The sequence below is a fragment of the Ferdinandcohnia sp. Marseille-Q9671 genome, from assembly GCF_976954385.1.
On the sequence record NZ_CDRJTA010000001.1, the window covers coordinates 1,521,295 to 1,547,599 of the forward strand.

The window sequence follows — 26,305 nt, forward strand, 5'->3', positions numbered from 1 at the left end:
CTATTGATTTCAGATGTTATATCTTGCCTAAAATGGAAATTTTTATACTTCATTTGATAGTTTGAGCTATCTGATCCTATAACTGGTTTATTTTGTTGTTTCTCATATAAAAAGGAAAATAGATATTTACTTTCATAATTTAATGTTATATATTTATAACAACATGTTAGAAATATATAACATTAAAACTAGAGGTGATGCTTTTGTTAAAAACCAAAATTAAGGAGTTTCGGGCAAAACACAATATGAATCAGCAAACGTTGGCAGAATTGGTCGGGGTACGACGAGAAACGATTGGTCATATGGAACGTGGAAATTACAATCCTTCACTAAAATTAGCGTGGGATATAGCGAAAGTCTTTAATGTTCCAATTGAAGAAATCTTTGACTATGAGGGGGAGGAATCATAATGGATGAAAGAAGTCAGAACCTAATTTCTAGAGGTATCGCTATAACCTTAGCACTCTTGTATGTTTTACTTTTTGTTTCGGCAATCTGGAAATATGTAAGTACTAAGAACATTTCAAATAGTACGGTTGAACTAATTTTTATCGTGATGATACCAGCATCAATCGCTTGGTTTGCACGTAAAGATGAGAGTTTAACTATACCTAAGATGGTATCAGGCGAACTACTTCCTACAGACTCAGATTCTCAATCTAAAAAGGTGAGGAAACGATATTATTTTTGGGAGTCGTTTGGGTTTGCTGTTACGGTTTTACTATTAACGATTATCACAACCTTCTTTATAGAAAGAGAGTGGGACCATCTCTTTCTGTTCCCACAATTGAGCGAAACAATGAATATCGTAACAGCGTTGTTTATTGAGTTTGTGATCTCGGTGTTCGTATTCTATGCTATTTCATTTGTGTGGGAGGAACTAACGATCAAATGTTACAACCGTAAGCTACAGGAATTGGAGGATAAGGATGAATAAATACGATGAAAAAGTTATTCAATATGCACCACAGGACACTGTTATTTATGAGCTTATTCGAAAGAAAAAACATGATACTGGCGGACAAATAGTCAATTTTTTATTGGAGGGTATTCTATCAGCCGGTACAGCTGTAAAACAGCTACAAACAGGTGGGGCTTATTATCTGTTAATGAATGACAAGAAAGCAGAGCTTGTTACGGTCCAACGTAATTTAGATCTTTCCCAGCAAGATGTATCACGTTTTGTAGGGCGCTCCTCTGGTAAAAAACACTTTCACTATGAGGGATATACTTACAAGCTGTTTCGGAAGGTTACACGCTAAAAACGACAAGAAGGCAGAGCAAATTCTATGAGAATTGCTCTGTTTATTTCAATACATTATTTTGTTAGTCTATCAATTTCTTGGGTATATGTTATGTACCATCTTTCCCATTGTTGACGTCGTTCTGTTACCTCTTCACCCGCTAACAAAGCACAAATAACATCTAGACATACATGCCAGCCTGCTAAATCTTTTGGAGTGTGTGGTGTTAAATCAGTTATTTTCTCAAGTAAAACTAGCTGACAACCTTCCTGTTCGGAGCTGAGTTCAAAGCGGACAAGGTCGTCTCCCCACGTATATTCTAAAACAGACTGGTCAGTAAAATCCGTAATGGTCATTTCCTCAGAGGTTCCGTCTCCCATATCAAAAAGAATTCGGCCACCCTTGCGAGGGTCTTCTACTTTTAGTTCTGAAAACCACTTCTGTAGTTTTTCATTATCCGTCAGCATCGCCCAAACATCCTCAACTGAGTTCGTAAAATGACGCTCAAATGTAGCTGCATAACCTGTTTCTTTTTTTTCAATAGCTGCAAGCATACGTTGTACCTCTTATGTACTTGTTGTGAAGATGGAGCTACTATCTTCCCATCCATAGACAACTTCCTTAAGATTTACCCCTCCGATTTCAACGTCAAGCCTATCCATTTTGCGTGCTCCGAGTGCTTCATAAAATAGACAGGACTTGTTCTCTTCCAATACTAATACTAGCATTGTATGAATATTCTTGTCTAAAAGCTGCTCCACAACAGGTGTCACAAGCCTTCTTCCTATTCCTTGACCTTGGTATTCTTGGAGGATATAGATGGTAGTATCGACTCTTTCTATCATACTTTGTGAGACACGAAGCTCTGCTGGGCCAGTATTCTCGCTACTTAGTAATTTACCGTCCTCAAAATGGTTTGAGACGTAATTCATCCCTAACAGGATAGAGATTCCAAGTACAACTACTATCCCCAATCTTTTCATCCGTCCCTCTCCTATCACTTAACTTCTAGAGCAAACGCGTAAAACGCATCGCCCTTTGAGACATTTTCCTCTTTTTCATCCAGCCACCACACACTATACGCATAGTAATACACCCCTTTTTCCTCAGGTGCTGTAAAACGATGGTTCTTTACTTCAACTTCTGTTTCTACATCCTCTTCAAAATACGACACATGTATCTCATTTGGCTGTGGTTCATAATCCATTACAAACGTGATTTCTTCCCCTGGCGTAACCTCAATCGGTTTCTTACCTTCTAGCAATTCTACAGGTCCAGCCGTATCTGCACAGAGGGATTGGAATGTACTGCTCCAGCAATAGGATCCTAATATCGTTGCGTACGTCTCGCCCCCAACCTTAATTACTGTCTCCGGCGGTTTACTCCCCGACAGCTTACCACTAGTACTACAGCCGATGAGTGACAACAAAATTACTGTTACTAGACCGATCATCCATTTCTTCATTTTTTTCCCCCAATTAAAGTGCTTTTACTTAACTGACGAATCTTTCGAAAAAAGGTTACGCATTTTGAAACCAAAACGGTTATCATTCCGTATAATTGGTATAATGAAAAGTAGGAATATTTGGAATTAGTGACTTACTTTCATAAGGAGGTTTTTTTATGACGGGTCTTGTTGCGGTGGTAATGGTGTTTTCAATTCCGCTTGTTGCAATCATTACGGATCATTTTCAAAAACAATCCAAATACAAACAAAAATTAATTCAAGAAGAATTAGAGCTTGAAAGATTAAAACATGAAAACTATTTACTCGAAACCGAAAAAATGCGTGCGGAGCTCGAACTGATGAAGCTTGAGGCTCCAAAGGATGAACGGAAAGTTCTTTAAGAAAAGTGGTGTAATTCTTCAAAATGGAGAATCACACCACTTTTTTTAGTCTACTAAGAACCTTAATAAATCCCCGAATATAATAGAATCTGATAGTGTCAACTCTTCTCTGACTACTTCTAAATAAGGTTCGCAATGCTGAGCCTCTACTACTTCTCCATTTTCTTTAGAGTAACAACTAGTATCCTTATAGATATAATCCTCTGAAATAAAGCTGCCATCCCTGAAAATAACGGGGTGGTCACTCTCCCTTGTGAAAAGGTTATGACCAAATGAATAACTATCTTCTGCATTCATTCCTAGAAGATGGAGTAGTGTTGGGCGGATATCGATTTCCCCGCCTTGAGTCGTAATTGTTTCTCCGTCTTGACCTGGAACATGGATAATGACAGGAACTTGTTTATGCTTTATTTGATTTCCTATATGAACCTCTTCACCTAATAGCTCATGTAAACTGTCTTCATATTCTTCAGATATACCATAATGGTCACCTGCTAAAACAAACACAGTATCCTCGTACATTCCTTTTTCCTTTAGGTCAGCAAAAAATGTTTCAATCGCCTTGTCTAAATAACGAACCGTTGTCACATAACGATTGACCACATCTTCCTCTGTATTTGCTGGTTCAATGAACATATCTTCCTCCTCCAACAAGAACGGAAAATGATTGGTCAAAGTAAGGAATTTTGCATAATACGGTTCAGGTAGGGTTTCTAAATATTGAATGGATTGCTCGAAAAAGGGAATATCTTTTAACCCATAGTTAATCGAGTTTTCTTCTGTTACTGTGTAGTACTCTTTTGAAAAGTATTTATCATAACCTAATGCTTTGTACATGACATCCCGGTTCCAAAACGTGCTCACATTTCCGTGAAAGGCTGCAGCATAGTAATCATTATTCTCTTTTAAGATGTGCGGTAAAGAATCGTACGTATTTTCAGGCCTTCTCACAAAAACAGACCCACTTGCTAAGGGATAGAGACTCGTATCAATCATAATTTCCGCATCAGATGTTTTCCCCTGGGCTGTTTGGTCGTACACTTGATTAAAATAGAAACTTTCCTTACTTAAGTCATTTAGAAAAGGAGTCACTTCTTCTCCGTTTACCACTAGATCTATCACAAAGTCTTGTGTAGATTCTAAACTGATAAAGATAATATTTTTGCCCTTTGCAATTCCGAATAAATCCGTCCGTTCGGTATCATCACGCTGTAAGTATTCTTGTGCTGCAACCGTATCTGCCTCGGTAACAATGAATCGTTGGAGGGGTGCTTTGATCCCTAACGCAATATCGTATACGTGATAATTTAGCGGACCCAAGGATTTGACCATTTGCTCACGATTATACGATTCTGAAAAAAGATGAACAGACTGCACCAAACCTAAACATATCGTCATGATAACAAGTGAAGAACTTACAACAATATATTTCTTCTTCGTTTGTTTTTGAACGGGTAGAGGGGTTTTCCTTGTTTTGAAAAGAAACCAGCCTACGAGAAATAGGTCAATAAACAGAAATAGGTCCCACGGACTCATCAATTCAATCGTGCTAGCACTCAAGCCTCCCACATTATCAAACTGAAACAGAATTGGTATGGTGACAAAGTCAATATAAAAGCGATAGTAAAGCAGGTCCCCATATAGGACACCGGTCCCAACAAATAATAGAATAAACAATACGGTACGTTTTACTTTTTCGCTAAAATAAAAGCTAATCCCCGCAACCACTAACAAAGAACCTATCGAACTTGTTAGCATCAGGACAATATCAAAAAATGATTGAATACTAAGATGAAATCCCAAAAAGCAAACTAAAACCGTTTTGATCCAAAGAATACCAGCTATACCTACAGCTAGACCTACGCCTGTTGTGTTTCGTAATCGTTGTAGCATCGTATTACACCATCTCACCTTTATGATCTCTCAATTGTTGAAATATAACTCTCTCAATATAGGAGTCTATTGTATTTGTTTGAATTTTACCATACTAAATGGGAAAAATAACCTTTTTCTTGCAATTGTTTTTTCTGCGTCATTTTCCACATCTCAGACATGGACATTCTGGTTTACATCGACTAATGAAAATCGCTCGCAAACAAGTAGCATATCCTCTGTATAGTCACGCCCAATCTTCCGTAATTCCTCTGTAAAGAAGCGAATATGAACATCCTTCCAATACTGATACGTTCGATCTCCCTCACCTTCAGCAATAGCAAACTCCTCTGGAACTTCATTCATTGGTTGAATGGTAACCTCAACCGTTTTAATGATTGCCACTGGCTCATCCTTGCTGTTTAATATGATGCTATAATCGCCAACCTTTGGAAGCGGCTCATTTTCAAGTTCATAAAAATCATACCCTGAGCAGGTTGCCGTCTTACTCCCATCAATCACCAATTTAGCAAGAGAATCAGGTCTGCACCAAACTGCCATGCAGTTACAGTCTTGGGCATTTCTTTCCCTTTCCAATATTGATTCCAATATTGGTGTGCTGCCATATTCATCATTCAACCCCCATTTCATACAATAAAAGAAACGCAGCGAATCATGAAAGGTCACTGCGTCGTTTTTGAGGTAATTTAGTACTATGTATTATCACTGATTATACCAAAGACTTATATGCTAGTAATCATTTTATTGTTTATCAAGCACCATTATTTAAGAAGGCCTGTATCTGTTTTTTTCCCTTTAGCTTTATTACAGTTTTATCCTTTGATAATCGTTCTAATCGTTCTTGCATCTTACGGATTCTAGGTTTGTAGGTCGTCCAGATGAATGTGATGAACTCCCAATCTATTTTTTCCGTACATCCGAGATCCGGTCGCTTTTTACCAATGTGTTTGAAATAGCGTTTCAGTACTCGGAAGAGGCACATATACCTTGGCAGCTCCAAATAAATAATCGTGTCAGCACGCTTGGCGCGAAGCTCAAATGTGTTACTATAGTTCCCATCAATAATCCAGCTATCGTTTGCTACAATTTCCTCCTGCGATTCTGTAAACTCTTCCAATGTTGCCTCTACCCAGCCTGGTTTCCAAAAATAACTGTCTAAATGGTATACATTAATTCCAAGCTTTTTTCCTAGATTCTTAGCAAAGGTAGACTTGCCAACTCCAGACGAAATTCCTATCACCATAATTTTTCTCATAAAAAACCTCACTTTTGTATCATGAATATCATGGTCTCATGCTATAATTTTAGTGAAATTATACCTAGAAGATGTTTTTAAAATTCAATTGGCACCCTGCCATGAGTCTTTTTTAACCAACCATTACTAGCTTTAAAGTCTTATATAAAGGAGAACATCAGCGTGTATCATTTTATTGCATCGATTGTTAAGAGCATACTTACAACGTCAGGCGGCATTAAGGTTTATAACAAAGCACAGCTGCCTCAAGAAGGTGCGTATGTTGTAGCATGCACACATACTGGTTATATTGATATCCTATGGCTTGGCGTTTCGTTGCTGCCAAGACAAATTCATTACATGGCAAAAAAGGAATTATTCGCGAACAAGTTGATTGGTGGCTTTTTAACAAAGCTGAATGCATTCCCAGTTGACCGTGACAATCCTGGGCCGAGCGTTTTAAAAATTCCATCAAGGCTACTTGCAAAAGGCGAGATCGTTGGCATTTTCCCGAGTGGAACACGTACGAATGAACAAACTGCTCTAAAACAAGGGGCAATCACGATTGCACAACGGAGCAAGGTTCCAGTTGTTCCCGCTGTGTATGTTGGACCAAACACTGTTAAAGAGTTGCTAACACGAAAAAAGGCAAAGTTGATCTTTGGTGAGCCGATGTTTATCTCTTCACCTGATATGGACGCCAAGCAAGCTCGTGAGTTTTTCACACAGGAACTCGAAAGACGATTTAGTAAACTTGAGAAGGAACTTACTAATAAAAAATAGCAACAAACGCTTGGATCTCCAGGCGTTTGTTACTACTCTTATAATTGAAATCTATCTTTTATCATAATTGCCACTTCTTCTGCACTTAAATTTGTATTGTTAATTTTGAGATAGTTTTGGAATGGTATTTCACCTTCAACTGAATTTAACCTATGTTTCTCCATTGTTTGTTTTATGTCATTTTCAGACCATTCTATATCTCTTTTCTTTGGCTTATGTTCAAGGCGATTCGGCGTTTTATTTCGCTCAAGTCTTTCGTCCAAATCAGCCTCAAGTTCCACGTAGTATACAGTTGCCCCCCTACTCTCAAAAAGCTCAGCTAGTTCTGCAACATAGTCCCAGTCTGATTTTAGATTAAACATCCAAACAAACGTGAAAATCATTCCATACAAGTCACTTTTAGATACTTCTTCAAATATCTCCTGGCGAAATAATTTCACCAATCTTTTTCCCTCGTCTGTTCCATAATCAAAAAAATGACTGACTAAATCAATTGTCATATGGTTATGAAATAGTTTTAAATCGGTTAGTTTCGTCAATTCTTGGCCTACTGTCATTTTGCCAACTGCTTGTGGCCCAAATAAGAGTACTAGTTTCATATGACACCTCCCATCAAATGCGCCTTGGCGTATTTCGCCCAGATTTAGGCCCACACGAAGTGGGTCACTCAGACGTTGCCACAGGAAGTGGTGTTCTTAGTCTGAGTTCCTTAATTTCAGACGAGTTGAAACCCGACTGAATTGTATACCTTTTGACATTCATCCCCCACTTATAAAAGTAGGGGACTTCTACTGAAAAAGTTAAAATGTTTTCAATATTTTAGCATATATTTACAGACTCTACTATCAGAAACAAACAATTCCTCTCTGAATCTGAATGATTATCATCTGAAACTTTTAGAAAAGTTCATTTGCCCAAACTTTAAAAGTAAGAATATGTTAATATAAGAGTAAAATATACCCATATTTTACAAGTGTATTTCGAATATATATATTAGGAAGGTTTGTAGGCATGTTAAAAAAACTTTTCGGCAAGAAGAAACATTCAGAGGATGAATACCGACTTATATACGATTTATTTTATGACCGTGTCTACCGTGATGCTTATTTTGTTACAAGGGATAAGTATTTAGCTGAAGATGTTGTTCAAGACACTTTTATAAAAGCATTTAGAGATATAGAAAGTTTACGAGATAAGTCTAAGATGGGTGCTTGGTTATCTACGATTGCAACCAGGACAGCCATTGACCTCATTCGCAAACAAAAAGTATGGAACGGAATCCCTACTGAAGACGTCTATTTAGAAATTGATAAAAATAATCATTCCAAATCCGTTGAACTTGAAGTTGAAATAAAACTTATGGTAGAAGAAGTAGAAGTGGTTCTCTCTGAAATGAATGTAGAGCATAGAGAGATTTTGCTATTAAAATACATACATGAGTTAAAAGATAAGGAAATATCTGAGCTACTTAATCTCAAAGAGGGTACTGTAAAATCTAGAATATTTCGGGCTAAAAAGGAGCTGAGAAATATAGTAGGTAGTAAGAATTTTACCCAGCAGATGGATGGTGAAGTATTATGAAAAACCTTGAGTCACTAGAACAAGATACCCTTAAGGATTCAATTAAATCAGAATATGAAAATGCCCCACTCCCACCTTCATCAAAAGAGGATACATGGTTAAAAATACAACAAGGTTTTGCAAGTAGTCAAAAGAAAAAGAAAATGAGTAAACCAAGTCTTCTTGCCGCTTCGTTATTTGTCACATTCATACTTGGCACATTGGTTTTCGAAAATAGTCAAGGAGATGCTTTTGGCTGGATCACTAAGTATTTTCAGAAGGATAACGGTACAATTACTCAAATAGAGGATTCAATTAGTCAAGGTGAAGCAAATAGTCCAACACTTCCTCCGCCTGATACGTTGCAGGAAATTGGTACATTAACAAAAGAGGAAATAATGAGTTTATCTGAAGCACAAGAGATCGCTGACTTTCACATAGTAACACCTTCTGAGTTACCAGATGGATATGAACTATTACATGTTACAGTTGTTTATGGAGAGAACGAAACGAGTAATGATATTATGTTAAACTACAATAACCAGCTCACGATCCAACAAATTAATACAGTCGGGGACATGGGAAATGCTTTAACAGTAGATAATGAAGATACAAACGTACAAACTGTTAATGTAAACGGAGAAAAAGCTACCCTCTTAACCTTTAAGGATGATACAACTAGGTTATCATTTAATTATTTAAAAACGAAAATAATCATAAGCGGTAGTCTTTCTGAAGAAGAGTTGTTATCCTTAGCAAAGTCTATGAAATAATGAAAAACCAACTCCAGTAGACCACTTAGGTTCTAATGGCGTTGGTTTTTTGTACTTCTATATCAAAAGTAATAGATAGAGCTTGAATAACTATTAATCGTTTCCGTTTTACTGCCCTCTGTCACTTTATGTACTCCTCGGGTACGATAATAATACCCCTTTGGAGCAATATAATCTACGAAGTTATACAAGGAATTGGTACTATATTTCACGAATTCCTTCCCACTACTATAATCAATCCATCTAGATCTTGACGTATCCCAAACCTGTAAGTACACCTTTGTAGTCATTTTATCAACAACAGTATAACTATCAGTATGTCCGGAGATTTTTAGGTAACTTCCATTATCATAAATCGAGACCTGTGCTGATTTAATAAAGTCAGTTGCTTGAATGGTGATTCCACCTGGTGTTTCGTCAATAGGTACCACTGATTCAGTTATAGGGGGTAATTCTGGCTTGTTAGGTTCAAGCTCTGGAATGATCAATTTATCACCTTTCTCTGCAAAGACCGTCTCTAAGCTTCCTAGATAGACAATGGCAAAAATAAAGGTAACGGTTAACACATACAATACTTTTTTCATAGTTCAATACTCCTTTTTGTTCTTTACTATGTAAGGCGTATAAACTTCTAAAATTGTTCCTTATAATCGGAATAATTACGCTGAATTATGATAAGTTTGAATAAATACTTAGTTCATTTTGAAGAAGAATTGATGGGCAATAAAGTGAGGTGAGCATAATGAAATAAACTGTTATCCTTTTTAGTTTTTTGTTTCTTTATCTATGTGGCTGTGGTACAAGTGATCAGAATATGGGTGACCCTGATACTTCTGAAACAATTCTAACAGGTTATATACTTGAAGTTGGAGACAGGGTTTTATTTAATGAAAAAATCACCAAAGAGGAATTTGAAGATAAAACGGAACAAGACATTCTGGATGAGTACTATTTATCTAGCATTTTTCTTTCGATTGAATCAATTGATAAGTCCACTGCTTCTAAGCTTGAGTTTGGTCAAAAGGTGAAGGTTGTTATCACAGGAGGAATTGCCGAATCGGCTCCGGCACAAGCAACGGCCGATTCCATTGAGATTATTGAGGAATGAAGGTAGATGGGAGCTGCGACTAAGAGGTCACAGCTCTATTTTTTATAGGATTACTTGATTACTGTCACTAGTTAATGAAATACTGTCACTGTTCCGTAAATACTGTCACTATTTTTAATTTACTGTCACTGTTCTCGAAAATACTGTCACTAAAAAAATTCCGCATGATAACATCTACTTTGTTCCTGCTACACTCGACTCCTCAAAGTACGTATGACTCTTCTGTTGAAATAAGAGGATTATCACCAATATAGCAAGAAAAATACTACTACCTGCTAGTGTCATAATCGTGTAGCGCAATGGTAAGAGATCTCCCATAATACCAATAAATAATAGGAACACAACTGACACCGCACTCTGCAATACGCTCACAATACTCGTAACACGCCCCATGATTTCCAGTGGCACATTGTTTTGATAAAACGTGGTGAATCCGGTTTTTGAAAAGGAAAAGAAGAATCCTAAAATAATAAATCCAGTAGCAGCTACCGCAAAGCTGGATGACAATGAGTAGACTAAATAACCAATTGCAAGCATTAGGAGTCCCAGTCCAATCATGACACGAATTGAGAGGAATCTTGAAATAAAAACTACAACTACCCCGCCTACAGCATAGCCAATTCCCGTTATACTCATCAGCATGCTGTACTCCACCTCAGACAAACCAATGACCCTTTGGGCAAATACTACCTCCTGCGAGTCCATCGCCAAAGTAAAAATATCCATCACTAAAAAGGAAGAATAAAGGGTAATTACAAAAACCTCTTTCTTTCCGAAACGGATTACCGCTTGCCAGTCCTCCATTAAATTTTTCAATTGTAGCTTAGTTGTTTCTTTCTGTTGATCACCGTCAAGGTTTGGTAAGAAAGCAATCAATGCGGCAGAAATGATAAATGAGATAGCGTTACAATAAATCGCCATTTCTAAACTGCCAATCATGAACAACACACCCGCTATAGCTGGACCTGTTATAAATGCCCCCGAGGATAGCAAACTATTAATGGAGTTAAAGGTTTTACGTTGCTCCTTTGGAATAAGTGCTGTTGTATACGTTGTTGATGTTGGCAGAAAAAAGGATTTCGCAATACTAATCACAAATAACACAACATAGATCATCCAAACACTTGAAAGAAGTGGGATGATGGCAACAGACACGGCCCGAATGATATCAGTGATAATCATAATTCTACGTTTATTCACTCTATCAATGATACTTCCCGACCAGCCGTTGACTAAGATGGAGGTGATTGGTCCAACCACCCATAAACCAGCAACCGCTGCTGCCGATCCTGTCATTTCTAAAACAAGTAGATTAATTGCAACAATATAGATAAAGTCCCCTAACATAGACAGTCCCGTTCCTGTTAAGAGTAATGCAGGAAATTTCCACTTTTCCATAAGCGTAACCATTAGATTGACCCCTTTTTCAAAAAATTCTCTACCTACTGAATAGTACACCAAAAATAACTTTACAGATAGCAATGCTCAAAACTTGATAATGACACATTCGTTACTTTAAGATGAAAGTACGTTGTACATAAGGAGTGGATAGCATGAAGAGCGTGTATGATTTCGAAGCGAAGTTACCAAATGGTGAACTAAAGTCTCTAAAGGAATTTGAAGGTAAGCCATTATTAATTGTAAATACAGCAAGTAAATGTGGGTTTACGCCCCAGTTTAAAGGTTTACAGGAGCTTAATGAAAAGTACAAAGAAGAAGGTTTGGTTGTACTTGGATTCCCAACGTCTCAATTTGGAAATCAGGAATTTGAAAATATTGATGAGACTACTGAATTTTGTGAATTAAATTACGGGGTAACTTTCCCTATGTTCGCAAAAATCGATGTGAATGGTGAAAACGCTGATCCACTTTTTGAGTTTTTAAAGGCACAGCAAAAAGGCCTGCTGTCAAAAGCGATAAAATGGAACTTTACAAAGTTCTTAATCGACCGCAACGGCCAAGTTGTGGAACGCTATGCTCCACAAACCGAGCCTGCAAAAATTGAAGAAGATATTAAAAAGTTACTATAAATAGTCGGTTGCACCCTTGTTGAGGTTGCAATTCAGAGTGTCGACAAAGTCAGTACTGACTTTGTCTATACGATTTTTAACAGGAGTTCTAAATAGACTGTCTTAAGACGCTTATCAGACAAGCGCGCACCCAATCGAAGATGCGAATAGAAGTTGCCTTCATGAGCGCAACTCAGTTTGCGGTCTTTGTCAACAGCCTTGGGTTTCACCTTCATTGAGGGTCAACTATCTTACATACTCCTTTATCACGTTCCAATCCTCCAGTTTACCTTCAAGGGTTTTGTTATATTTACCCGGCACGGGACTTGTGGAAGGAAGCTTCACTACCTCGATACCTGGAAACCGATCAAGCCCGATGTATTTTTGATAGCTTTTATATGCCTTAGTCCCATTACATGCAATTAGGCGAAGAGTAGGATACTTTTTCACAAATGCTTCAATCTCGTTTGGCTCTTCCTCCTTGATGTTCACATCAAGGCTTCCTTCACGAATGCAGCTATATAACACGTCCCAAAGGGCAATCTTTTTATCTTTTATAAAAGGAATTTTATCCTCGTATTCTTCAATTTCATAGTGATCAAACAGAAGGAACATGATTTTCCAAAAGTGATTCCGGTTGTTTCCGTAGTACTGCTGTTTACGAAGTGACTGCTCACTTGGCATTGAACCGAGGATGAGAACTCTTGGATCTTCCCCAACCACTGGATCTAGTCCAATAATCTTCCCCATAAAAATCACTCCTTTACGAATGTTTCGGTAATCTGCTATGGTAATCATAACAAATCAGAACGAGGTAAACACATGAAACAATCAATTATAATCGAAGCACCCATCACAGTTGTATTTGACTCTATCTCTAAAGCAGAACATCGTGAGAAATGGTTTATGAATGTCACTTCCATTCGTTATACAAACCCGAGCGACGATACTAAGTCCGGCGCTACTTTTCAACTCATGGCTGAGGAAGGTAAAGAAAAGGTCACGTTGCTAGGAAAAAATAAAGAGGTGCATTCACCCACAGTCTTTGCATTTGAGCTCGAGTCTCAAACCTATTTCATGAACTTTACGTACCGCCTTCATGCACAAGGTGGTCATACGCTAGTTGAACAGGAATTTGAAACAAAGTATCACAAAGCTTTTGCGAATCTAGTAGAAAAGTTTTTTAAAAGTTCATCAAAACAGACTGGGGACTATATTCTTAGTGGATTGAAGGATTACTGTGAAAAAGGGTAAAAGACGATTACAAAAAGCACCACATTCGGTGCTTTTTTACATCGCCTCAAATAAGAATAGTTCATCTTGAAATCTTTACTTTAGTTTTCTTTGATTTGTTTCAATAGTTCGATGATTTGTTCGTTTTGTTGGCTCGTTTTTCTTAATTTCCCGTCGATAGAAATACAGCTAATTGCTATTGCTATAACGCAAAGTATTATCACGAATTCCATAATCCTACCTTCTTTCCTTCACTCAGCGCCAATACTGAGCAGACTTGAACCAAGTCACGTATTAACTTTGAGCATACTTGAGATCCTGGTTTCCGTTTTTTCTTTTATTCTCTTCCAATTTTCCATATGTTTATAGATACAAAGTATAGTTAAGACAAATGTAACAAGTGTAGGGTATAAGGGGTACCCATATGTATAAGTTAGAATTCCCCAGGTTAGATACATTGCGAGGACACCGATCACTAGATAGTCGCTGATAAATGTGAAAATAAGTAGTAGTGCAAAACTAATTAATGCGACCCGCCAATCAATTGCAAAAGCAACTCCAATCATTGAGGCTGTCCCTTTTCCTCCATTAAATTTCATATTCACAGGAAAGATATGTCCGATAATAACAAATGCCCCGGTTAAAAATATGAGGAAATAAAAGGTGTTTCCTTCTAAATAAAGGGTACCTTCCAAGCTTTTTAATGATAAAACAGGTAGGACCCCTTTTCCGATGTCAATTAAAGCAACCATAATACCGTACTTCCACCCCAAAACAATCGCTGTGTTAGAAGCACCCGCATTTTTAACTCCACTTTCCTTAATATTAACCTTCTTCAGGTTACCAACGATGCTTGAGCCATGGATGCAACCACATAAATATCCGATAATCATGCAAATGATAAATAAAATAGTCCCAACTCCATTTCCATTAAAATCCCAGTTTAAAAGATGTCTCTAAAAGACAAGGACCTCGAAACCCTAACTACGAAAGATTCTATTGGCAAACACCTAAAGGATTACCGTCTGGGTCATAGAAAGTAAAAAACTTTGTTGTTCCTTCTCCACCAATTGGATTTACTTTTACATTCTTTTCGAGTAATAGTTTATGAGTTTCCTCGATATCCGTAGGTATAAAATTATAATATTTGCCTACCCCGAACTTATTTTCTGGAAACTTCATTGGTTGATGATCTACTACTCTAACAAGACAAACGACTGTCTGAGATTGTTCTCCAATTTTCATGACAGCAGCCTCTTCTTCGATATAAACAACTGAAAAACCTAGTATTTCCTCATACCATTTCGCTGATAATTGAGGGTTCTTAACCGGAATAAAAACTCCTTCCATCCCTTTAAGAAGTGGTTTAGCCATAGTATCTATCTCCTTGTGAAAGTTTGTATTATATTTACAATTCGATATACTATTAAAAAATCCTCTGATAGATTTTCGCTTAACTTATATACTGCACCTCATGCTACACAATCGGTTTCATGCAGTCGAGTTTATCAAAACGGTAGTTTATAAGTTACCCTCTAATAAATCATGAAGGGTTGTGTGATCTAGTAGGTCCGCAATTTTATCTCTAATAAGAGCCCAAAGTGGCTTTAGCATGCATCCCACTTCTAATGGACAACTTTCATAGGATGTAATGCTTACACAGCCCATTGGAGCCAGTGGTCCTTCTAAGTATCTATAGGTTGTAACCGTATCATATAACTCCCCCCATTATTAGTTACATTCTACATATGCTAATAAGATTATATTAAGAGGTTAAGTCAATAAACTCATCAGCATCTCTTACACACAATTGAATGCCCTTTTCCCAAAACTCTACTGTTGTAATGTCCTCTCCTAGGTGTTTCATCACCAGTTCTTCCGTGGACATACTTCCTGAATCACGTAGCAAGGCTACATACCTTTCCTCAAAACCTCTTCCAATTTCCTTTGCCTTTGCATAGATACATAGAGAAAATAAATATCCAAATGTGTACGGGAAGTTATAGAACGGTGTGTTTGTCAAATAGAAGTGTGGTGTCCAAGCCCATGAATGAACAGATACATGATCCATAGCACCTTCATATCCCTGTTCAATCGCTTCATGCATCAACTCATTTATCCGGGAAGTTGGAACAATTCCTTCTCGACGTTCCTTATAAAAATGTGATTCAAACAAGAACCGCGAATGAATATTCATGAAGTTCATGACACTACGTTTTAATTTTTCATCTAATAAAAAAAGACGCTCTACAGGAGTTTCTGCTTTTTCCAATGCAGCATCGAGTATAATTTGTTCAGATAAAGTTGAGGCCGTTTCAGCAATAATCATTGGATATTTCTTATGTAATGCGTTAACAGGTTTCATCGCATGATTATGGAATGCATGACCTAATTCGTGAGCAAGAGTTAGTACATTTGTAAATCTCCCACCATATGTTGTGAAAATCCTTGATTCATCCGAAAGAGGAAAGCTCACACAAAATGAGATAGCTGATTTATTAGGACGGTCCTCTGCTTCAATCCACCCTTTTTGAAACGCTTTTCGTGAAAAACGTTCTAATTCAGGCCCGAATCTACAAAAATGCTCCAATATAAAATCCACAGCATCGTCGTAATGGATACGTTGAGGATTTTCTGTAATTGGTGCCCAAAAGTTATACGATTTCATTTTTTCATCGCCAAAAATTTCCGCTTTTTGGTTAAGGTATTTAGAAAATGGATGTTTATAGTTAGAGACTGCTTGCCACATAGACGATAGGGTTTCCTCTTTTATACGATTATCCTTAAGTGTTGCATCTAGAACATTTTCATTATGACTTTTATATACCTGTAATCGAAAGCCGACAAGATGATTCATTATTTTTCCAAACAACTCTTCTTTCTCTACCCAAATGTTTTCTAATGCTGTATGAGACTCTTTACGTACGTCTTTGTCCGGGTGTGAACGTAGATTGATTGCTTGGGCAACTGATAAACATTCAATTGTTCCGCTAATTTTCACAGGAACATCAATACGACTCATCAGAGAATTGTAAAATTGTCCCCACCCATGATACCCATCAACCATTAAGTCCGATAGAAGATTTTCTTCTTTATCTGTAAGAAGATTTCTCGCTTTTTCACGCCATTCATTCAGTATGAACGTATAGTGAGTTAACAGATCAGTTTCTATAATCGCGTCCCATACTTTTTGATTTGTATGAGCAAACATCTTTTGTACTTTTTTCAAACTAGAGTCGAAACGTGCACTAATAGAGTTAATTTTTCCTCGGAGAATATTTGCATGTTGATCCTTCGGGTTTTGTGCAAGAAGACAGGTAAGAAAAGAAGTAGCTTGAGAGATTTTCAATTGGATGTCGGATATTTGTTCCATTATTTCTGCCACTCTATCCGAGTCATTTATGTCCTCAATGATATGAAAGTTCTCAGAAGTAGTTTTAAGCCTATTAACCTCATTTTCTAGGCTTGCCATAAGTTTCTTAAATTGAGGAGATTCACTACCACCTTGGAAAAATTCATCTAAATCCCATTTTTGACGATATTTTGTTTTCTCCATAAGTACCTCCGTTTCTCCTACCTTTAATACGAACATACTTTCCTATCCTATCATACTTTATTTGGAAAGGATATGACCGATTTAAACTCACAGCATTCCTATGATAAATCACTCATATTCCGAAAAAAGTGGGACACGGTACCTGTCCCCGTGTCCCATTACTTCGCATGTATCTCTCGTTCAAGTTCTTTAATCCGATTATAGTCCAATGGAGCATTTACAATCTTGTAGACTCGGTTTGAGGCAACGACATTTGGGTCAATGGTATAGACTTCTGTTCTTCTATCAGTGTATCCGAGGTATAAGTGAAATAGTTTATCATTATCGGAGACCCAGCCGTCTTTATTTGTGAGTCTTACCTGATATTGTTTAAAAAAGTCAGCTAGGTTATTTAATGTCTCTTGATCTACATTTATAAGTTCAAATTCATCTTGGTCTTTAAACTCAGTCAAAATATAGACCTTCTCTACATTATCCATTTCAAATAGCTCACTCAAATTCTGCTCACGATATACATAGAAGGCAACCAACGTAACAATGGTGATTACGATTAATGAAACATACAAATACTTCTTCACATGTTTCCTCCTACAGATTAGAATTTACCTGCTATACCAATTTATCAATGTTTCTTTATCACAAATTTTCGCTTCCAGTTTCATAGTTTCAACAATATGTAGGATGTTATTATCTTTTGCTAGCAGTAATGTGAAATGTGCGTCATATACATTCATAAAGGCAAAATCCCTATTTTCATCCGCTATAATTACTTCTTTATAGGCTAACTGATTCATCTCTAATGGAGTTAAGCCATTCATCTCCAAGCAATCTCGTTTATCCAGTATATAGTCATGGTAGACTAATCGATCTGCCCCCTTTGATCCCAAAATCTTCATTAACTGATATAGCAAAAATACTGAGGTAATATCTTCACCTGGATAAAACAAATCCTTATAACCATCTGAATTTAGTTTCTTAGCTAGATCCTCCCTAGCAAGGTCTCTGTTTAATGCACCAATATGCGCTTGTAACGCAAAAGCCAGTTCTTCTAATGTAAGTTTCCTATCTTGCATAACTTGTTGCCAACCAATTGGCTTACCAAATTGAAGGACTTCTTCATCCGTAGGAAAAATAGATTGATTAGTAACTTCTCTTTTTTTTACCCACCCGGACGGCATTTGGATAAATGGATGGAATAAAATAGCTGCCGATTGGAAGGGATCCGGTAATTGGTCTAAAATGGGTGAACGATCGTTTATCCATATATACGTTAGCATCAAAATCCCCTCATTTTTCAAAGATTTTCTTTTTAACATACTATTAGACAGATAGATTATTTTTCCTGCATTGACTTTGAAAGTGGCCTTACAGAATTAATTTTCATACATTGAATATATGTAAAAAAATTCTTAAATAAATATAGGGTACGTCTTTGCTAATTTATTACTCATAGGGGTGAACAAATGAAAGTTCAGGGTAAGGTAATTGTTGTGACTGGTGCAGGAGGTGGGATTGGAAGGGAACTCGTACTGCAGCTACTCGAAAAAGGAGCTACTGTTGCAGCTGTCATCAACAAAACAGGGTTATATGAAACCCAATCATTAGCAAGGGACTTTGGAGATAAGATCTCAACGCATATTGCCAATTTGGTCAACAAAGATGAAGTGGAAAAGCTTCCTGAAGAAATCATTGCCAAACATGGTAGAGTTGATGGAATTATCAATAACGCAGGCATTATCCAGCCATTTGTCAGCGTAAATGAACTTGATTATGAAAAAATAAAGCTGGTCATGGATGTAAATTTCTATGGCACGCTTTATATGTGTAAATCGTTCATACCCCATCTTTTAGAGAGACCAGAAGCCCACATTACAAACGTTTCTAGCATGGGCGGATTTCTTCCCGTCCCACATCAATCGATTTACTGTGCCTCAAAAGGTGCAGTTAAAATGTTTACGGAGGGACTGCATACTGAACTCATAAATACAAAAGTCGGCGTGACCGTCGTATTCCCTGGTGGAGTAGACACGAACATCGTTGAAAATTCCGGTGTAAGTAGAAACAAGGTGAACAGTCAAAATTATAAAATGCTACACCCAAAAGAAGCAGCTGAAATTACAATTAGAGCAATCGAAAAAGATGAGTTTCGAGTTTTAGCTGGCAAAGATTCAAAATTTATGGACCTTTTATACCGTCTTAATCCAAGAAAAGCAGCAGAGCTAATCGCCAAAAAAATTAAAGTGTAATGAAATGTAAACTCTTCTAGAAATAAATCATAATAAAAAGCACGAAGAATCCCCCATGCTTTAAGATATGTAGATGTAGATACTACTTCACTTATAATGAACTGGTTATGTCAGGCTTAGTTCATAATGATAAAATTGTGAATCTTGTATGTAACCATTTCTTTCATATAGCCTTTGTGCAGAATGATTATCTGGTGCTGTACTTAGACTGATACTCTTAGCGCCTGTCTCAATTGCATATTCTTTCGCTGCTTGTAACAGCATTTCTCCTACCCCTTGTTTTCTAGCCTCTTCGGACACGAATAAGTCATTTAATATCCATGCCTTTTTCATTGATATTGAAGAAAAAGTAGGATATAGCTGCGTAAAGCCTACATACTTTTGTTCATCCTTTATAACAAATATGACAGACTCGCTGTTTTCTAGACGTTCTCTTATGTACAATTTTGCACCATCTACATCCGATTTTTGTTGATAAAAAATTCGATACAAATTAAACAACTGCGATACTTCTTCTACATCTTCAATTCCCGCTTGATAGATCTCCAAACTGTTCTCACTCCTCGATATTAAATTTCAACCTTAATTGTACATGTAATTTTTAATTACTTATTGTGTTGCGCCTAATTTTTTTATTATATCTAAAAATCTAGTTCACTCTCAAATTAGTAACCCATATAGTAACATAAAAGCGAACAGGAGTAGATATCAATGGACAACCAAAATAGCAAGTTTAGATGGATTGTATTTGCTTCTGTATTGTTTACGTATCTAATTATGTCTGCCCAACGGACGGCTCCGGGGTTAATCACTGACCAATTAATGATTGATTTTACTATCACTGCATCAACGGTTGGATTGGTGACAAGCATCCAATTTTTTGTATACACTGGATTGCAAATTCCAATGGGGATTTTAGCGGATCGGTATGGACCTACTTATTTTCTAGTCGTGGGCGCCATACTCACAGGTGTGGGTACCATCATCTATAGTCTAGGAACACATGCGTTTGTCCTTTTTTTCGCTCGTATTTTAACCGGAATTGGGGATGCAACGATCTGGGTGAATATGGTGTTGATTTTAGGGCAATGGTTTACGAAAAAGGAGTTTACTCGATTAATTGGGGTTGCAGGAATGACAGGTAGCCTTGGTTTCCTGCTAGCTACCGTTCCGTTCTCTGCTTTAATTGGTTTACTTGATTGGCGAGGAGCTTTTTTTGCATCTGGAGTACTCTTGTGTGGATGTGGCATTCTTCTATATGTTGTGCTTATCAAAAAGTCAAAACAAAAAAGTCACACCAGTAATGTAAGACGACACGAAAATATTACTGTGATCGTAAGACGAGTCTTTTCCAACCGACAAGCTTGGGCATTATTCCTTTGTCACTTCGGGCTTGTTGGAGGGTATATTGGTTTTATTGGTTCGTGGGCAGTCCCATATGTCATGGACGTGTATGGTATGAGCCGCTTAGAAGCCAGTCAACTTTCAATGATTAGCCTGGTTGGGGCATTAATTGGGGCACCACTGATCGGCTGGTTCTCAAGTCGTATTGAGAAAATCAAACAACCTTATATTTTCTTTCATGTCCTTGTGCTACTTTGCTGGTCTAGCTTCCTATTATTTAAAGAGCATCCCCCATTTTATGTAGTTGTAATTCTCTTCTTCATTATAGGCTTTGGATTTGGGGCAAATTCATTAACATTTGCAGTTGTCCGACTCACTTTCCCTTCCTACGAATCTGGTATCGTTACTGGATTTGCCAATACAGGTGGATTTCTAAGTGCTGTTTTGCTACCAAGTATTTTCGGATTTATTTTGGACCACTTTCAGTCTGTTTCAGGTAGTATGAATGATGGATATTACTACGGATTCATTACACCAGTTGTCTTTGCTGTGGTTGGTATAATTGGAGTGATTCAGATTAAAGAAAAAGCTCAGAATGCGAGGGTACCTGTTGGTCAATAAGCACTCTAAAAGGCAAAAGCTAGGACATAATCTCCTAGCTTTGATATACATAGAACGATTTACTGTAATTCCGAGCGAATTTCACTTTTAATCACCAATTTGTTTTTCATCTACATACGTAAGAAACGCGTTTGCTTTCGCAAACTCTTTTTGTAAACTAGGCAGGATTTTTTCAGGGTCATCCGTTCCACTTTGAGCCATAATTTGTTCGTACATCATTAGAGCATGAATGTACTGCTCATATTCAGATGTTGTAAGAATTTCCTTACTTGATGGTAGTCCATTTAATTTATCAAAATAGGGCTGAATAGTAAGCATAGCTTCCTTTATTTCATGTAGCTCTTCTGTAGGTATTTTAGAATAATCAATATGACCATGCAGATTAGCGTAGTCGATTTTAGCAGCTGTAACAACCTTTACTAACTCCTTAAAACGTGAATATTCCTCTTTATCCAAATCACCCTTCGCCTGTGTTAATTTAGCGTCTAGGAGCAGGTAACCCTCCATAGTAGCACCCATTATATGTTTCTTAACATTTTCATAGGATCCGTACAACTCATCAGCTAGAAGGGTCTGATAAGCAAACGTACTAGTTGGTATAAGTAAGGATGCCGCTAAAGCACCAACCATCAATCGCTTCCTTACGTATTTTTTTATCTTTCCATCCATTTCTATTCTTGCTTGTTTTATTCCCAGCTTACTTCTTTCCCCGATCTCTGAAGGTATCTCTATGCTTTCAAACTCTTGTTTAAGATTATGATTCATAAGTACCGGCCTCCTTATAATTTTTACGGAGTTTATCTAATGCCCTGTATAAGATTGATTTTGCCGTTCCAAGGGGCATTTCTAATATTTTGGAAATCTCATGTAAAGTATGGTCTTGATAAAACCTTAGTAAGATCACGCTCTTTTCATCCTCCTGAAGCATATCCATGAATTCCTGTAAAGATAAGGATAGTAATAAATCTTGGTCTTCTGTACCAAGTAGTACTTCAAAATCCGGTTTAAATTGAACAACTTTTTTATTTTTTCGAATGACATTAATGGCACAATTCATCGTAACTTTCATCAGCCATGTCTTGAAGTATTCTGGTTTTTCTAATGTGTCAATTTTTCTAAAAGACTGATATGCTACTTCCTGTACGACATCTAATGCATCTTCACGATTCTTCACATAAACAAAAGCCATCCGATAAATATCCTTTTCATATTGTTGATACAGCTTCAAGAATGCTTTGTCGTTTCCTTTTTGAGCTTTTTTCACTAACCGTTTCATCAAATCCCCCTTTCTTTTCGTTCTACAACTATTAGACAAACAAGAGCCTAATTTGGCTTACCTTTTTCAAAAAAAATTTCTTTACTAACATAATCTACCAGATTACAAGTTGATTCAACCTGTAAGTTTTCCATCCAACGCCGGTTGTTGGTATAATTTAAATATCGTACTAGTCATGAAAGCTAATGCGTTTTGTTACTGTTAAAAAGCATATAGAGAAGATTCTATCGAAAAGCAAAATAGCCAAATATTTGGTCATAGGAATCATTGCATATATGGTTTGGATTATTTGGCCCCGTCAATATGGAGTAGTTAAACATTTCATAGAAAAATAGTAAAAGGAGGAGAGTAGTTTGACACTACGAAAAATTTCGGCTGAAGAATTATATCAAAAAACGAATACACAAGAAAAGGTCGTGCTTCTAGACGTTAGAGCTGAGGAAAAATACAATGACTACCACATAGAAGGTGCAACTATTGAGAACCTCAACATACATAAATCCAGTATAGTAGAGATGTTAGACCGAAACGAAAAGGACATGCATTCATTGCCAAAAGACAGAGAAATAGTCGTCACTTGTACAACAGGAAATTCTGCCACAAAATGTGCGACTATCCTTTCTCAACTTGACTATGATGTGGTTGTGTTAGAGGGTGGAGTTACTGCTTGGAAGGAATTTATAAAAACAAAATAGGTTTATGCCCATGTAAAAGTCACGCTCCCTGTGAAACCAAAGAGCGTGACTCTTTTATATGTAATAATCCGGCGCATTTCAACTTCAAGTTAATAACTCACGATCTGTCATAAGCCATTGGTGGTGTTTCCATCCAACCCTTATCAATTAAAAGATTTACTCCGTCATCAACAAATGCCCCAATGTTAACGAGAGTTCTTATATATAACATATCAATATCTCTTCTAGCCGTTACCGCGAGTGAGTTTCCGAATGACCGTATCTTCATTGCGAACATGTCTACTTTGTGAAAAAGCATAATTTTATCGGAAAATGGCGGGAATGTAGATCCTGTAACCAAATGGTCTAGGTACTCAGGTGAAGTCATGTGTTCAACGTGAAGCTTTTCCTTATATTGTTTTACAGCTTTATCGGTCATATTTAACCCTCTTTTAAACAAAGCCTTTATTTTTTCATCCTTCACGATTTGATAAAAACCCAATAATAATGCCTTACTTGTTGTGTTGTTCTCAATGTTATCCCACAAATGAACGATCTCTAATGCCTGTAAAGGTCGTACATCTCCAATAAAACCTCTTAAGTAGCTTTGATTATCAATTTTATCAATTCCTTCTGGTATAGGTATGATAGGAGGTTTTGCTATTAATTTTTTTGCTGTTAACACATTATTAATCTGCCCTAAAAAGACCGTCGTACATTGATTACAATAAATAAAAAACTCTCTTATATCTTCTCTCATCAATAAGGGAACAGCAACAGCGTATAAGCTTAGACCTGCTTTAGCAGCGTATTTTAAATAATGAGCGTAAAACTCATCTTCGTATAAACGAGGAGCGCCAAGGTTTACATCATCTTCGGAAAATCCACTAGGTATAGGAATATTCTCTTTATTTAAAAATACTTCTATCCTCTGAGTAAAATCCTTAGCTAAAGCAATCCCATTTTTTAAAAGTGTCTTAATATCTTCATCCTCACAATGTTGCGAAAAATAACTTAAGATTTGAATGGACATACTGTTTCCCATATAAGTTGCCCATAGTTTACCCATTTCAAATGCCGAAAAAGGTTGGCTTTCATCTCCTGCCTCAGAGCTAAGGTTTAGTGGTTTCATGATATTCATTGGATTTAATTCTTTATCGGCGGTCATACGAATCCCCTTTTCCCTTCATTTTTGTTTAGATTAACCATTTGAAGGCAATTTAATCCAACAAATCTATAGTTTCCCTTCAACAATCTATCTTAATGAAGCAAATTCTGTGCCTTATCATAGTAAGTCTAGTGATCCATCCTTACTTTGTATAAAGTATCTTCATTTCTACATTAAAAACAAGCAGCCATCTTATTCGTAAATTAGCTGCTTGTTTTTAAGCTAGAAACTGCACCTCGTCAAGTCTTTGTTTATTCGCTTGGGGTGCCTCAGGTGACTGCCCTTCTGCTTCACAATGCCTGATTAGATAAATTTGTTTCATAATTTCCCCTCCAGCCTTAAAGTATAGTAGCACCTTAACACAGTTAACGAGACTTCAGCTTACTAATCCGCTCACTAATAAACCGATAAAGATTGGTAGTAGCGAGATTTCTAGATATGAAAAAGTTACAGTAAGCACAAGAATATCAATCTTAGCTATAAATCCTATTATATAAAGGATTATCATCGATCCAAATGCTGCAGCTAATGAGGTTTTTCAAACTCCACCACTTCCACACTACTAAAATAATCATTCTTTGAACTCTTGCGTTATCCCTTCACTCTCACATCTTATTCGATAAAACATATGTACTAACGGATGAGTATCATCCTGAAATTTCATATCAATGAGGCTCCTTTTACCTACCCTTCTATCTAGCAAAGAATAGGCGCGAATAATCACGTTATCCGATTGCAATGCTTCCTGTATCGATAACGAACTGTATCTCATGAAGGGCTCATACAGATGATGGCTCTCAAATATACCTTTTTTTATCAAAATGGCTTCTGCAATTTCCGAGGCATCGACTAGCTCCTTACGTTCGTTTGAGTTAAACATTACCTTCCAGTCCTGGTTATAGGGAATACTTTTCAATTCATTTTCTTTAATGATTTGTTGATATAACTCTTCATGCTTAACTGCATACGTTATATCCGAGGCACTTACGATCTCTTTTTTATCAAATGTAATCCACACTCTCCCCGGACTATCATGAAATTTACGGTATACTGAGGCATGTAGTTGAATCCGCCCTCTCAAACTTTCACAAAGAAAGCTTTCAAGCCTTGCTTTTACTTTACTCCATTGCATCTTTTTTCACCTTTTCCTGCACAATCAAATATCCAAACAACAAAGCTTCGCTAACGATACTCTTACTAGTTTCATACGGTAAAAATTTGTAAAAGTTTCATTTAATACCTACTATTTTCATATAGCTTTCCTTTGTTCAATCCTCTGCTTCATTTCAGTAATGTCCTTCAAAACGAGTATGATCGATAAACTTTCAATAAGGGACCTCACAAGCTTTGAATTTCGCATCCAAGTCTTCTTTCTTTAGACAAAAGAAGAGCTGTCAAAAATCAGCCCTAGATGTTGTTAAAGTTATTTAGTAAAAAGTCATTCCCAATAACTGATATACAAATTACTAAAAAAACAAAACAGCCCCTACAAAGTAGGGGCTGTAAGTAAGCTATTATTAAGCTTTTTGAACGTTAGTAGCTTGTGGGCCACGTTGTCCTTGCTCGATATCAAATGTTACACTTTGACCTTCGTCTAAAGATTTGAAACCTTCGCCTTGGATTGCTGAGAAATGTACGAATACGTCTTCTCCAGCTTCACGCTCGATAAATCCAAAACCTTTTTCTGCATTAAACCATTTTACTTTACCTTGTTCCATATTGGTTGCCTCCTAGT

33 protein-coding genes and 2 pseudogenes are annotated in these 26,305 nt (G+C 37.0%); 13 read left to right on the plus strand and 22 right to left on the minus strand.

Going from position 1 to position 26,305, the window contains the following annotated elements:
* The first annotated feature begins 197 nt into the window (after window positions 1-197).
* Genes ACWNMY_RS07845 through ACWNMY_RS07855 form a run of 3 tightly spaced genes read left to right on the plus strand, consistent with a single transcriptional unit; the run spans window position 198 to window position 1,262 of the window.
* A complete protein-coding gene (locus ACWNMY_RS07845) occupies window positions 198-410 on the plus strand; it encodes a helix-turn-helix transcriptional regulator (RefSeq protein WP_449537677.1) in 213 nt (70 codons plus the stop codon).
* Entirely contained in the window at window positions 410-937 is a 528-nt protein-coding gene (locus ACWNMY_RS07850; RefSeq protein ID WP_449537678.1) for a hypothetical protein, read from the plus strand. Before ACWNMY_RS07845 ends, ACWNMY_RS07850 begins: the two co-directional genes overlap by 1 nt.
* Window positions 930-1,262: a hypothetical protein gene (locus ACWNMY_RS07855; protein WP_449537679.1), complete on the plus strand. Its 333-nt coding sequence runs from the start codon at window positions 930-932 to the stop codon at window positions 1,260-1,262. Before ACWNMY_RS07850 ends, ACWNMY_RS07855 begins: the two co-directional genes overlap by 8 nt.
* 56 nt (window positions 1,263-1,318) lie before the next feature.
* Here ACWNMY_RS07855 and ACWNMY_RS07860 read toward each other — a convergent pair whose 3' ends face one another.
* From ACWNMY_RS07860 to ACWNMY_RS07870, 3 genes are read right to left on the minus strand one after another with little or no spacing between them, the layout of a single operon-like run.
* Window positions 1,319-1,798 carry an SRPBCC family protein gene (locus ACWNMY_RS07860; RefSeq protein ID WP_449537680.1) on the minus strand — a complete coding sequence of 160 codons (480 nt, stop codon included), beginning with the start codon at window positions 1,796-1,798 and terminating at the stop codon, window positions 1,319-1,321.
* Window positions 1,799-1,810: 12 nt separating this feature from the next.
* Window positions 1,811-2,227, minus strand: a complete 417-nt coding sequence (locus tag ACWNMY_RS07865) for an N-acetyltransferase family protein (RefSeq protein WP_449537681.1) — start codon at window positions 2,225-2,227, stop codon at window positions 1,811-1,813.
* 14 nt (window positions 2,228-2,241) lie between these two features.
* On the minus strand, window positions 2,242-2,709 hold the full coding sequence (locus ACWNMY_RS07870; protein WP_449537682.1) for a hypothetical protein: 468 nt from the start codon (window positions 2,707-2,709) through the stop codon (window positions 2,242-2,244).
* A 158-nt stretch (window positions 2,710-2,867) separates the two neighbouring features.
* Between ACWNMY_RS07870 and ACWNMY_RS07875 the strand changes: the two genes are divergently transcribed.
* Window positions 2,868-3,092 carry a hypothetical protein gene (locus tag ACWNMY_RS07875; protein WP_449537683.1) on the plus strand — a complete coding sequence of 75 codons (225 nt, stop codon included), beginning with the start codon at window positions 2,868-2,870 and terminating at the stop codon, window positions 3,090-3,092.
* A gap of 45 nt (window positions 3,093-3,137) precedes the next feature.
* Here the strand turns inward: ACWNMY_RS07875 and ACWNMY_RS07880 are convergent, their stop codons facing one another.
* The 3 genes and pseudogenes from ACWNMY_RS07880 to ACWNMY_RS07890 all read right to left on the minus strand — a co-directional run bounded on the left by ACWNMY_RS07880 (window position 3,138) and on the right by ACWNMY_RS07890 (window position 6,240).
* Window positions 3,138-4,985 carry an LTA synthase family protein gene (locus tag ACWNMY_RS07880; protein WP_449537684.1) on the minus strand — a complete coding sequence of 616 codons (1,848 nt, stop codon included), beginning with the start codon at window positions 4,983-4,985 and terminating at the stop codon, window positions 3,138-3,140.
* A gap of 153 nt (window positions 4,986-5,138) precedes the next feature.
* Window positions 5,139-5,596 (minus strand): annotated as a pseudogene (locus tag ACWNMY_RS07885) (ASCH domain-containing protein).
* A 140-nt stretch (window positions 5,597-5,736) separates the two neighbouring features.
* Entirely contained in the window at window positions 5,737-6,240 is a 504-nt protein-coding gene (locus tag ACWNMY_RS07890; RefSeq protein ID WP_449537685.1) for a topology modulation protein, read from the minus strand.
* 162 nt (window positions 6,241-6,402) lie between these two features.
* Here ACWNMY_RS07890 and ACWNMY_RS07895 point away from each other — a divergent pair, with 162 nt between their 5' ends.
* A complete protein-coding gene (locus tag ACWNMY_RS07895; protein ID WP_449537686.1) occupies window positions 6,403-7,002 on the plus strand; it encodes a lysophospholipid acyltransferase family protein in 600 nt (199 codons plus the stop codon).
* 38 nt (window positions 7,003-7,040) lie between these two features.
* Here the strand turns inward: ACWNMY_RS07895 and ACWNMY_RS07900 are convergent, their stop codons facing one another.
* A complete protein-coding gene (locus tag ACWNMY_RS07900) occupies window positions 7,041-7,601 on the minus strand; it encodes an AAA family ATPase (protein WP_449537687.1) in 561 nt (186 codons plus the stop codon).
* 412 nt (window positions 7,602-8,013) lie between these two features.
* Here ACWNMY_RS07900 and ACWNMY_RS07905 point away from each other — a divergent pair, with 412 nt between their 5' ends.
* Both ACWNMY_RS07905 and ACWNMY_RS07910 read left to right on the plus strand, forming a co-directional pair.
* Window positions 8,014-8,583 carry an RNA polymerase sigma factor gene (locus ACWNMY_RS07905; RefSeq protein WP_449537688.1) on the plus strand — a complete coding sequence of 190 codons (570 nt, stop codon included), beginning with the start codon at window positions 8,014-8,016 and terminating at the stop codon, window positions 8,581-8,583.
* Complete coding sequence (locus ACWNMY_RS07910) at window positions 8,580-9,335, plus strand: DUF4367 domain-containing protein (RefSeq protein WP_449537689.1); 756 nt, start codon at window positions 8,580-8,582, stop codon at window positions 9,333-9,335. The genes ACWNMY_RS07905 and ACWNMY_RS07910 overlap by 4 nt, the downstream gene beginning before the upstream one ends.
* Window positions 9,336-9,397: 62 nt before the next feature.
* On the opposite strand, the gene ACWNMY_RS07915 is transcribed toward ACWNMY_RS07910, so the two are convergent.
* On the minus strand, window positions 9,398-9,919 hold the full coding sequence (locus ACWNMY_RS07915; protein ID WP_449537690.1) for a hypothetical protein: 522 nt from the start codon (window positions 9,917-9,919) through the stop codon (window positions 9,398-9,400).
* Between the two features lie 230 nt (window positions 9,920-10,149).
* Between ACWNMY_RS07915 and ACWNMY_RS07920 the strand changes: the two genes are divergently transcribed.
* A complete protein-coding gene (locus ACWNMY_RS07920) occupies window positions 10,150-10,443 on the plus strand; it encodes a DUF3221 domain-containing protein (RefSeq protein WP_449537691.1) in 294 nt (97 codons plus the stop codon).
* A 174-nt stretch (window positions 10,444-10,617) separates the two neighbouring features.
* Here the strand turns inward: ACWNMY_RS07920 and ACWNMY_RS07925 are convergent, their stop codons facing one another.
* A complete protein-coding gene (locus ACWNMY_RS07925; protein WP_449537692.1) occupies window positions 10,618-11,853 on the minus strand; it encodes an MFS transporter in 1,236 nt (411 codons plus the stop codon).
* Between the two features lie 143 nt (window positions 11,854-11,996).
* On the opposite strand from ACWNMY_RS07925, the gene ACWNMY_RS07930 reads away from it, so the two are divergent.
* The gene (locus ACWNMY_RS07930) at window positions 11,997-12,473 is read left to right on the plus strand and encodes a glutathione peroxidase (protein WP_449537693.1); all 477 of its coding nucleotides are present in this window, start codon (window positions 11,997-11,999) and stop codon (window positions 12,471-12,473) included.
* Between the two features lie 225 nt (window positions 12,474-12,698).
* Here the strand turns inward: ACWNMY_RS07930 and ACWNMY_RS07935 are convergent, their stop codons facing one another.
* A complete protein-coding gene (locus tag ACWNMY_RS07935; protein WP_449537694.1) occupies window positions 12,699-13,202 on the minus strand; it encodes a DNA-deoxyinosine glycosylase in 504 nt (167 codons plus the stop codon).
* A 72-nt stretch (window positions 13,203-13,274) separates the two neighbouring features.
* Between ACWNMY_RS07935 and ACWNMY_RS07940 the strand changes: the two genes are divergently transcribed.
* Window positions 13,275-13,706, plus strand: coding sequence for an SRPBCC family protein (locus tag ACWNMY_RS07940; protein WP_449537695.1), 432 nt, complete (start codon window positions 13,275-13,277; stop codon window positions 13,704-13,706).
* Between the two features lie 266 nt (window positions 13,707-13,972).
* Here the strand turns inward: ACWNMY_RS07940 and ACWNMY_RS07945 are convergent, their stop codons facing one another.
* The 6 genes and pseudogenes from ACWNMY_RS07945 to ACWNMY_RS07970 form a co-directional block, all read right to left on the minus strand.
* A complete protein-coding gene (locus ACWNMY_RS07945) occupies window positions 13,973-14,596 on the minus strand; it encodes a glycerol-3-phosphate acyltransferase (RefSeq protein WP_449538413.1) in 624 nt (207 codons plus the stop codon).
* An 85-nt stretch (window positions 14,597-14,681) separates the two neighbouring features.
* Window positions 14,682-15,059: a VOC family protein gene (locus ACWNMY_RS07950; protein ID WP_449537696.1), complete on the minus strand. Its 378-nt coding sequence runs from the start codon at window positions 15,057-15,059 to the stop codon at window positions 14,682-14,684.
* A 147-nt stretch (window positions 15,060-15,206) separates the two neighbouring features.
* Window positions 15,207-15,371 (minus strand): annotated as a pseudogene (locus ACWNMY_RS07955) (transcriptional regulator); the annotation flags it as partial.
* A 79-nt stretch (window positions 15,372-15,450) separates the two neighbouring features.
* Complete coding sequence (locus ACWNMY_RS07960; RefSeq protein WP_449537697.1) at window positions 15,451-17,241, minus strand: M3 family oligoendopeptidase; 1,791 nt, start codon at window positions 17,239-17,241, stop codon at window positions 15,451-15,453.
* 158 nt (window positions 17,242-17,399) lie between these two features.
* A complete protein-coding gene (locus ACWNMY_RS07965) occupies window positions 17,400-17,819 on the minus strand; it encodes a hypothetical protein (RefSeq protein WP_449537698.1) in 420 nt (139 codons plus the stop codon).
* A gap of 24 nt (window positions 17,820-17,843) precedes the next feature.
* On the minus strand, window positions 17,844-18,518 hold the full coding sequence (locus tag ACWNMY_RS07970; protein ID WP_449537699.1) for a DUF2711 family protein: 675 nt from the start codon (window positions 18,516-18,518) through the stop codon (window positions 17,844-17,846).
* A gap of 186 nt (window positions 18,519-18,704) precedes the next feature.
* On the opposite strand from ACWNMY_RS07970, the gene ACWNMY_RS07975 reads away from it, so the two are divergent.
* The gene (locus tag ACWNMY_RS07975) at window positions 18,705-19,487 is read left to right on the plus strand and encodes an SDR family NAD(P)-dependent oxidoreductase (RefSeq protein WP_449537700.1); all 783 of its coding nucleotides are present in this window, start codon (window positions 18,705-18,707) and stop codon (window positions 19,485-19,487) included.
* Between the two features lie 105 nt (window positions 19,488-19,592).
* Here the strand turns inward: ACWNMY_RS07975 and ACWNMY_RS07980 are convergent, their stop codons facing one another.
* Window positions 19,593-20,036 carry a GNAT family N-acetyltransferase gene (locus ACWNMY_RS07980; RefSeq protein ID WP_449537701.1) on the minus strand — a complete coding sequence of 148 codons (444 nt, stop codon included), beginning with the start codon at window positions 20,034-20,036 and terminating at the stop codon, window positions 19,593-19,595.
* Window positions 20,037-20,198: 162 nt separating this feature from the next.
* On the opposite strand from ACWNMY_RS07980, the gene ACWNMY_RS07985 reads away from it, so the two are divergent.
* Window positions 20,199-21,452: an MFS transporter gene (locus ACWNMY_RS07985; protein ID WP_449537702.1), complete on the plus strand. Its 1,254-nt coding sequence runs from the start codon at window positions 20,199-20,201 to the stop codon at window positions 21,450-21,452.
* A gap of 87 nt (window positions 21,453-21,539) precedes the next feature.
* Here the strand turns inward: ACWNMY_RS07985 and ACWNMY_RS07990 are convergent, their stop codons facing one another.
* Together ACWNMY_RS07990 and ACWNMY_RS07995 are read right to left on the minus strand one after the other, a co-directional pair.
* Window positions 21,540-22,217 carry a DUF3600 domain-containing protein gene (locus tag ACWNMY_RS07990; protein ID WP_449537703.1) on the minus strand — a complete coding sequence of 226 codons (678 nt, stop codon included), beginning with the start codon at window positions 22,215-22,217 and terminating at the stop codon, window positions 21,540-21,542.
* Window positions 22,207-22,728: a sigma-70 family RNA polymerase sigma factor gene (locus ACWNMY_RS07995; RefSeq protein WP_449537704.1), complete on the minus strand. Its 522-nt coding sequence runs from the start codon at window positions 22,726-22,728 to the stop codon at window positions 22,207-22,209. The genes ACWNMY_RS07990 and ACWNMY_RS07995 overlap by 11 nt, the downstream gene beginning before the upstream one ends.
* Before the next feature lie 353 nt (window positions 22,729-23,081).
* Between ACWNMY_RS07995 and ACWNMY_RS08000 the strand changes: the two genes are divergently transcribed.
* On the plus strand, window positions 23,082-23,423 hold the full coding sequence (locus ACWNMY_RS08000; protein ID WP_449537705.1) for a rhodanese-like domain-containing protein: 342 nt from the start codon (window positions 23,082-23,084) through the stop codon (window positions 23,421-23,423).
* A 97-nt stretch (window positions 23,424-23,520) separates the two neighbouring features.
* On the opposite strand, the gene ACWNMY_RS08005 is transcribed toward ACWNMY_RS08000, so the two are convergent.
* From ACWNMY_RS08005 to ACWNMY_RS08015, 3 genes are all read right to left on the minus strand, one after another.
* Window positions 23,521-24,570, minus strand: a complete 1,050-nt coding sequence (locus ACWNMY_RS08005) for a DUF3231 family protein (RefSeq protein ID WP_449537706.1) — start codon at window positions 24,568-24,570, stop codon at window positions 23,521-23,523.
* A gap of 571 nt (window positions 24,571-25,141) precedes the next feature.
* On the minus strand, window positions 25,142-25,702 hold the full coding sequence (locus ACWNMY_RS08010) for an SF0329 family protein (protein WP_449537707.1): 561 nt from the start codon (window positions 25,700-25,702) through the stop codon (window positions 25,142-25,144).
* A 385-nt stretch (window positions 25,703-26,087) separates the two neighbouring features.
* Window positions 26,088-26,288: a cold-shock protein gene (locus ACWNMY_RS08015; RefSeq protein WP_315667777.1), complete on the minus strand. Its 201-nt coding sequence runs from the start codon at window positions 26,286-26,288 to the stop codon at window positions 26,088-26,090.
* Between the last annotated feature and the right edge of the window lie 17 nt (window positions 26,289-26,305).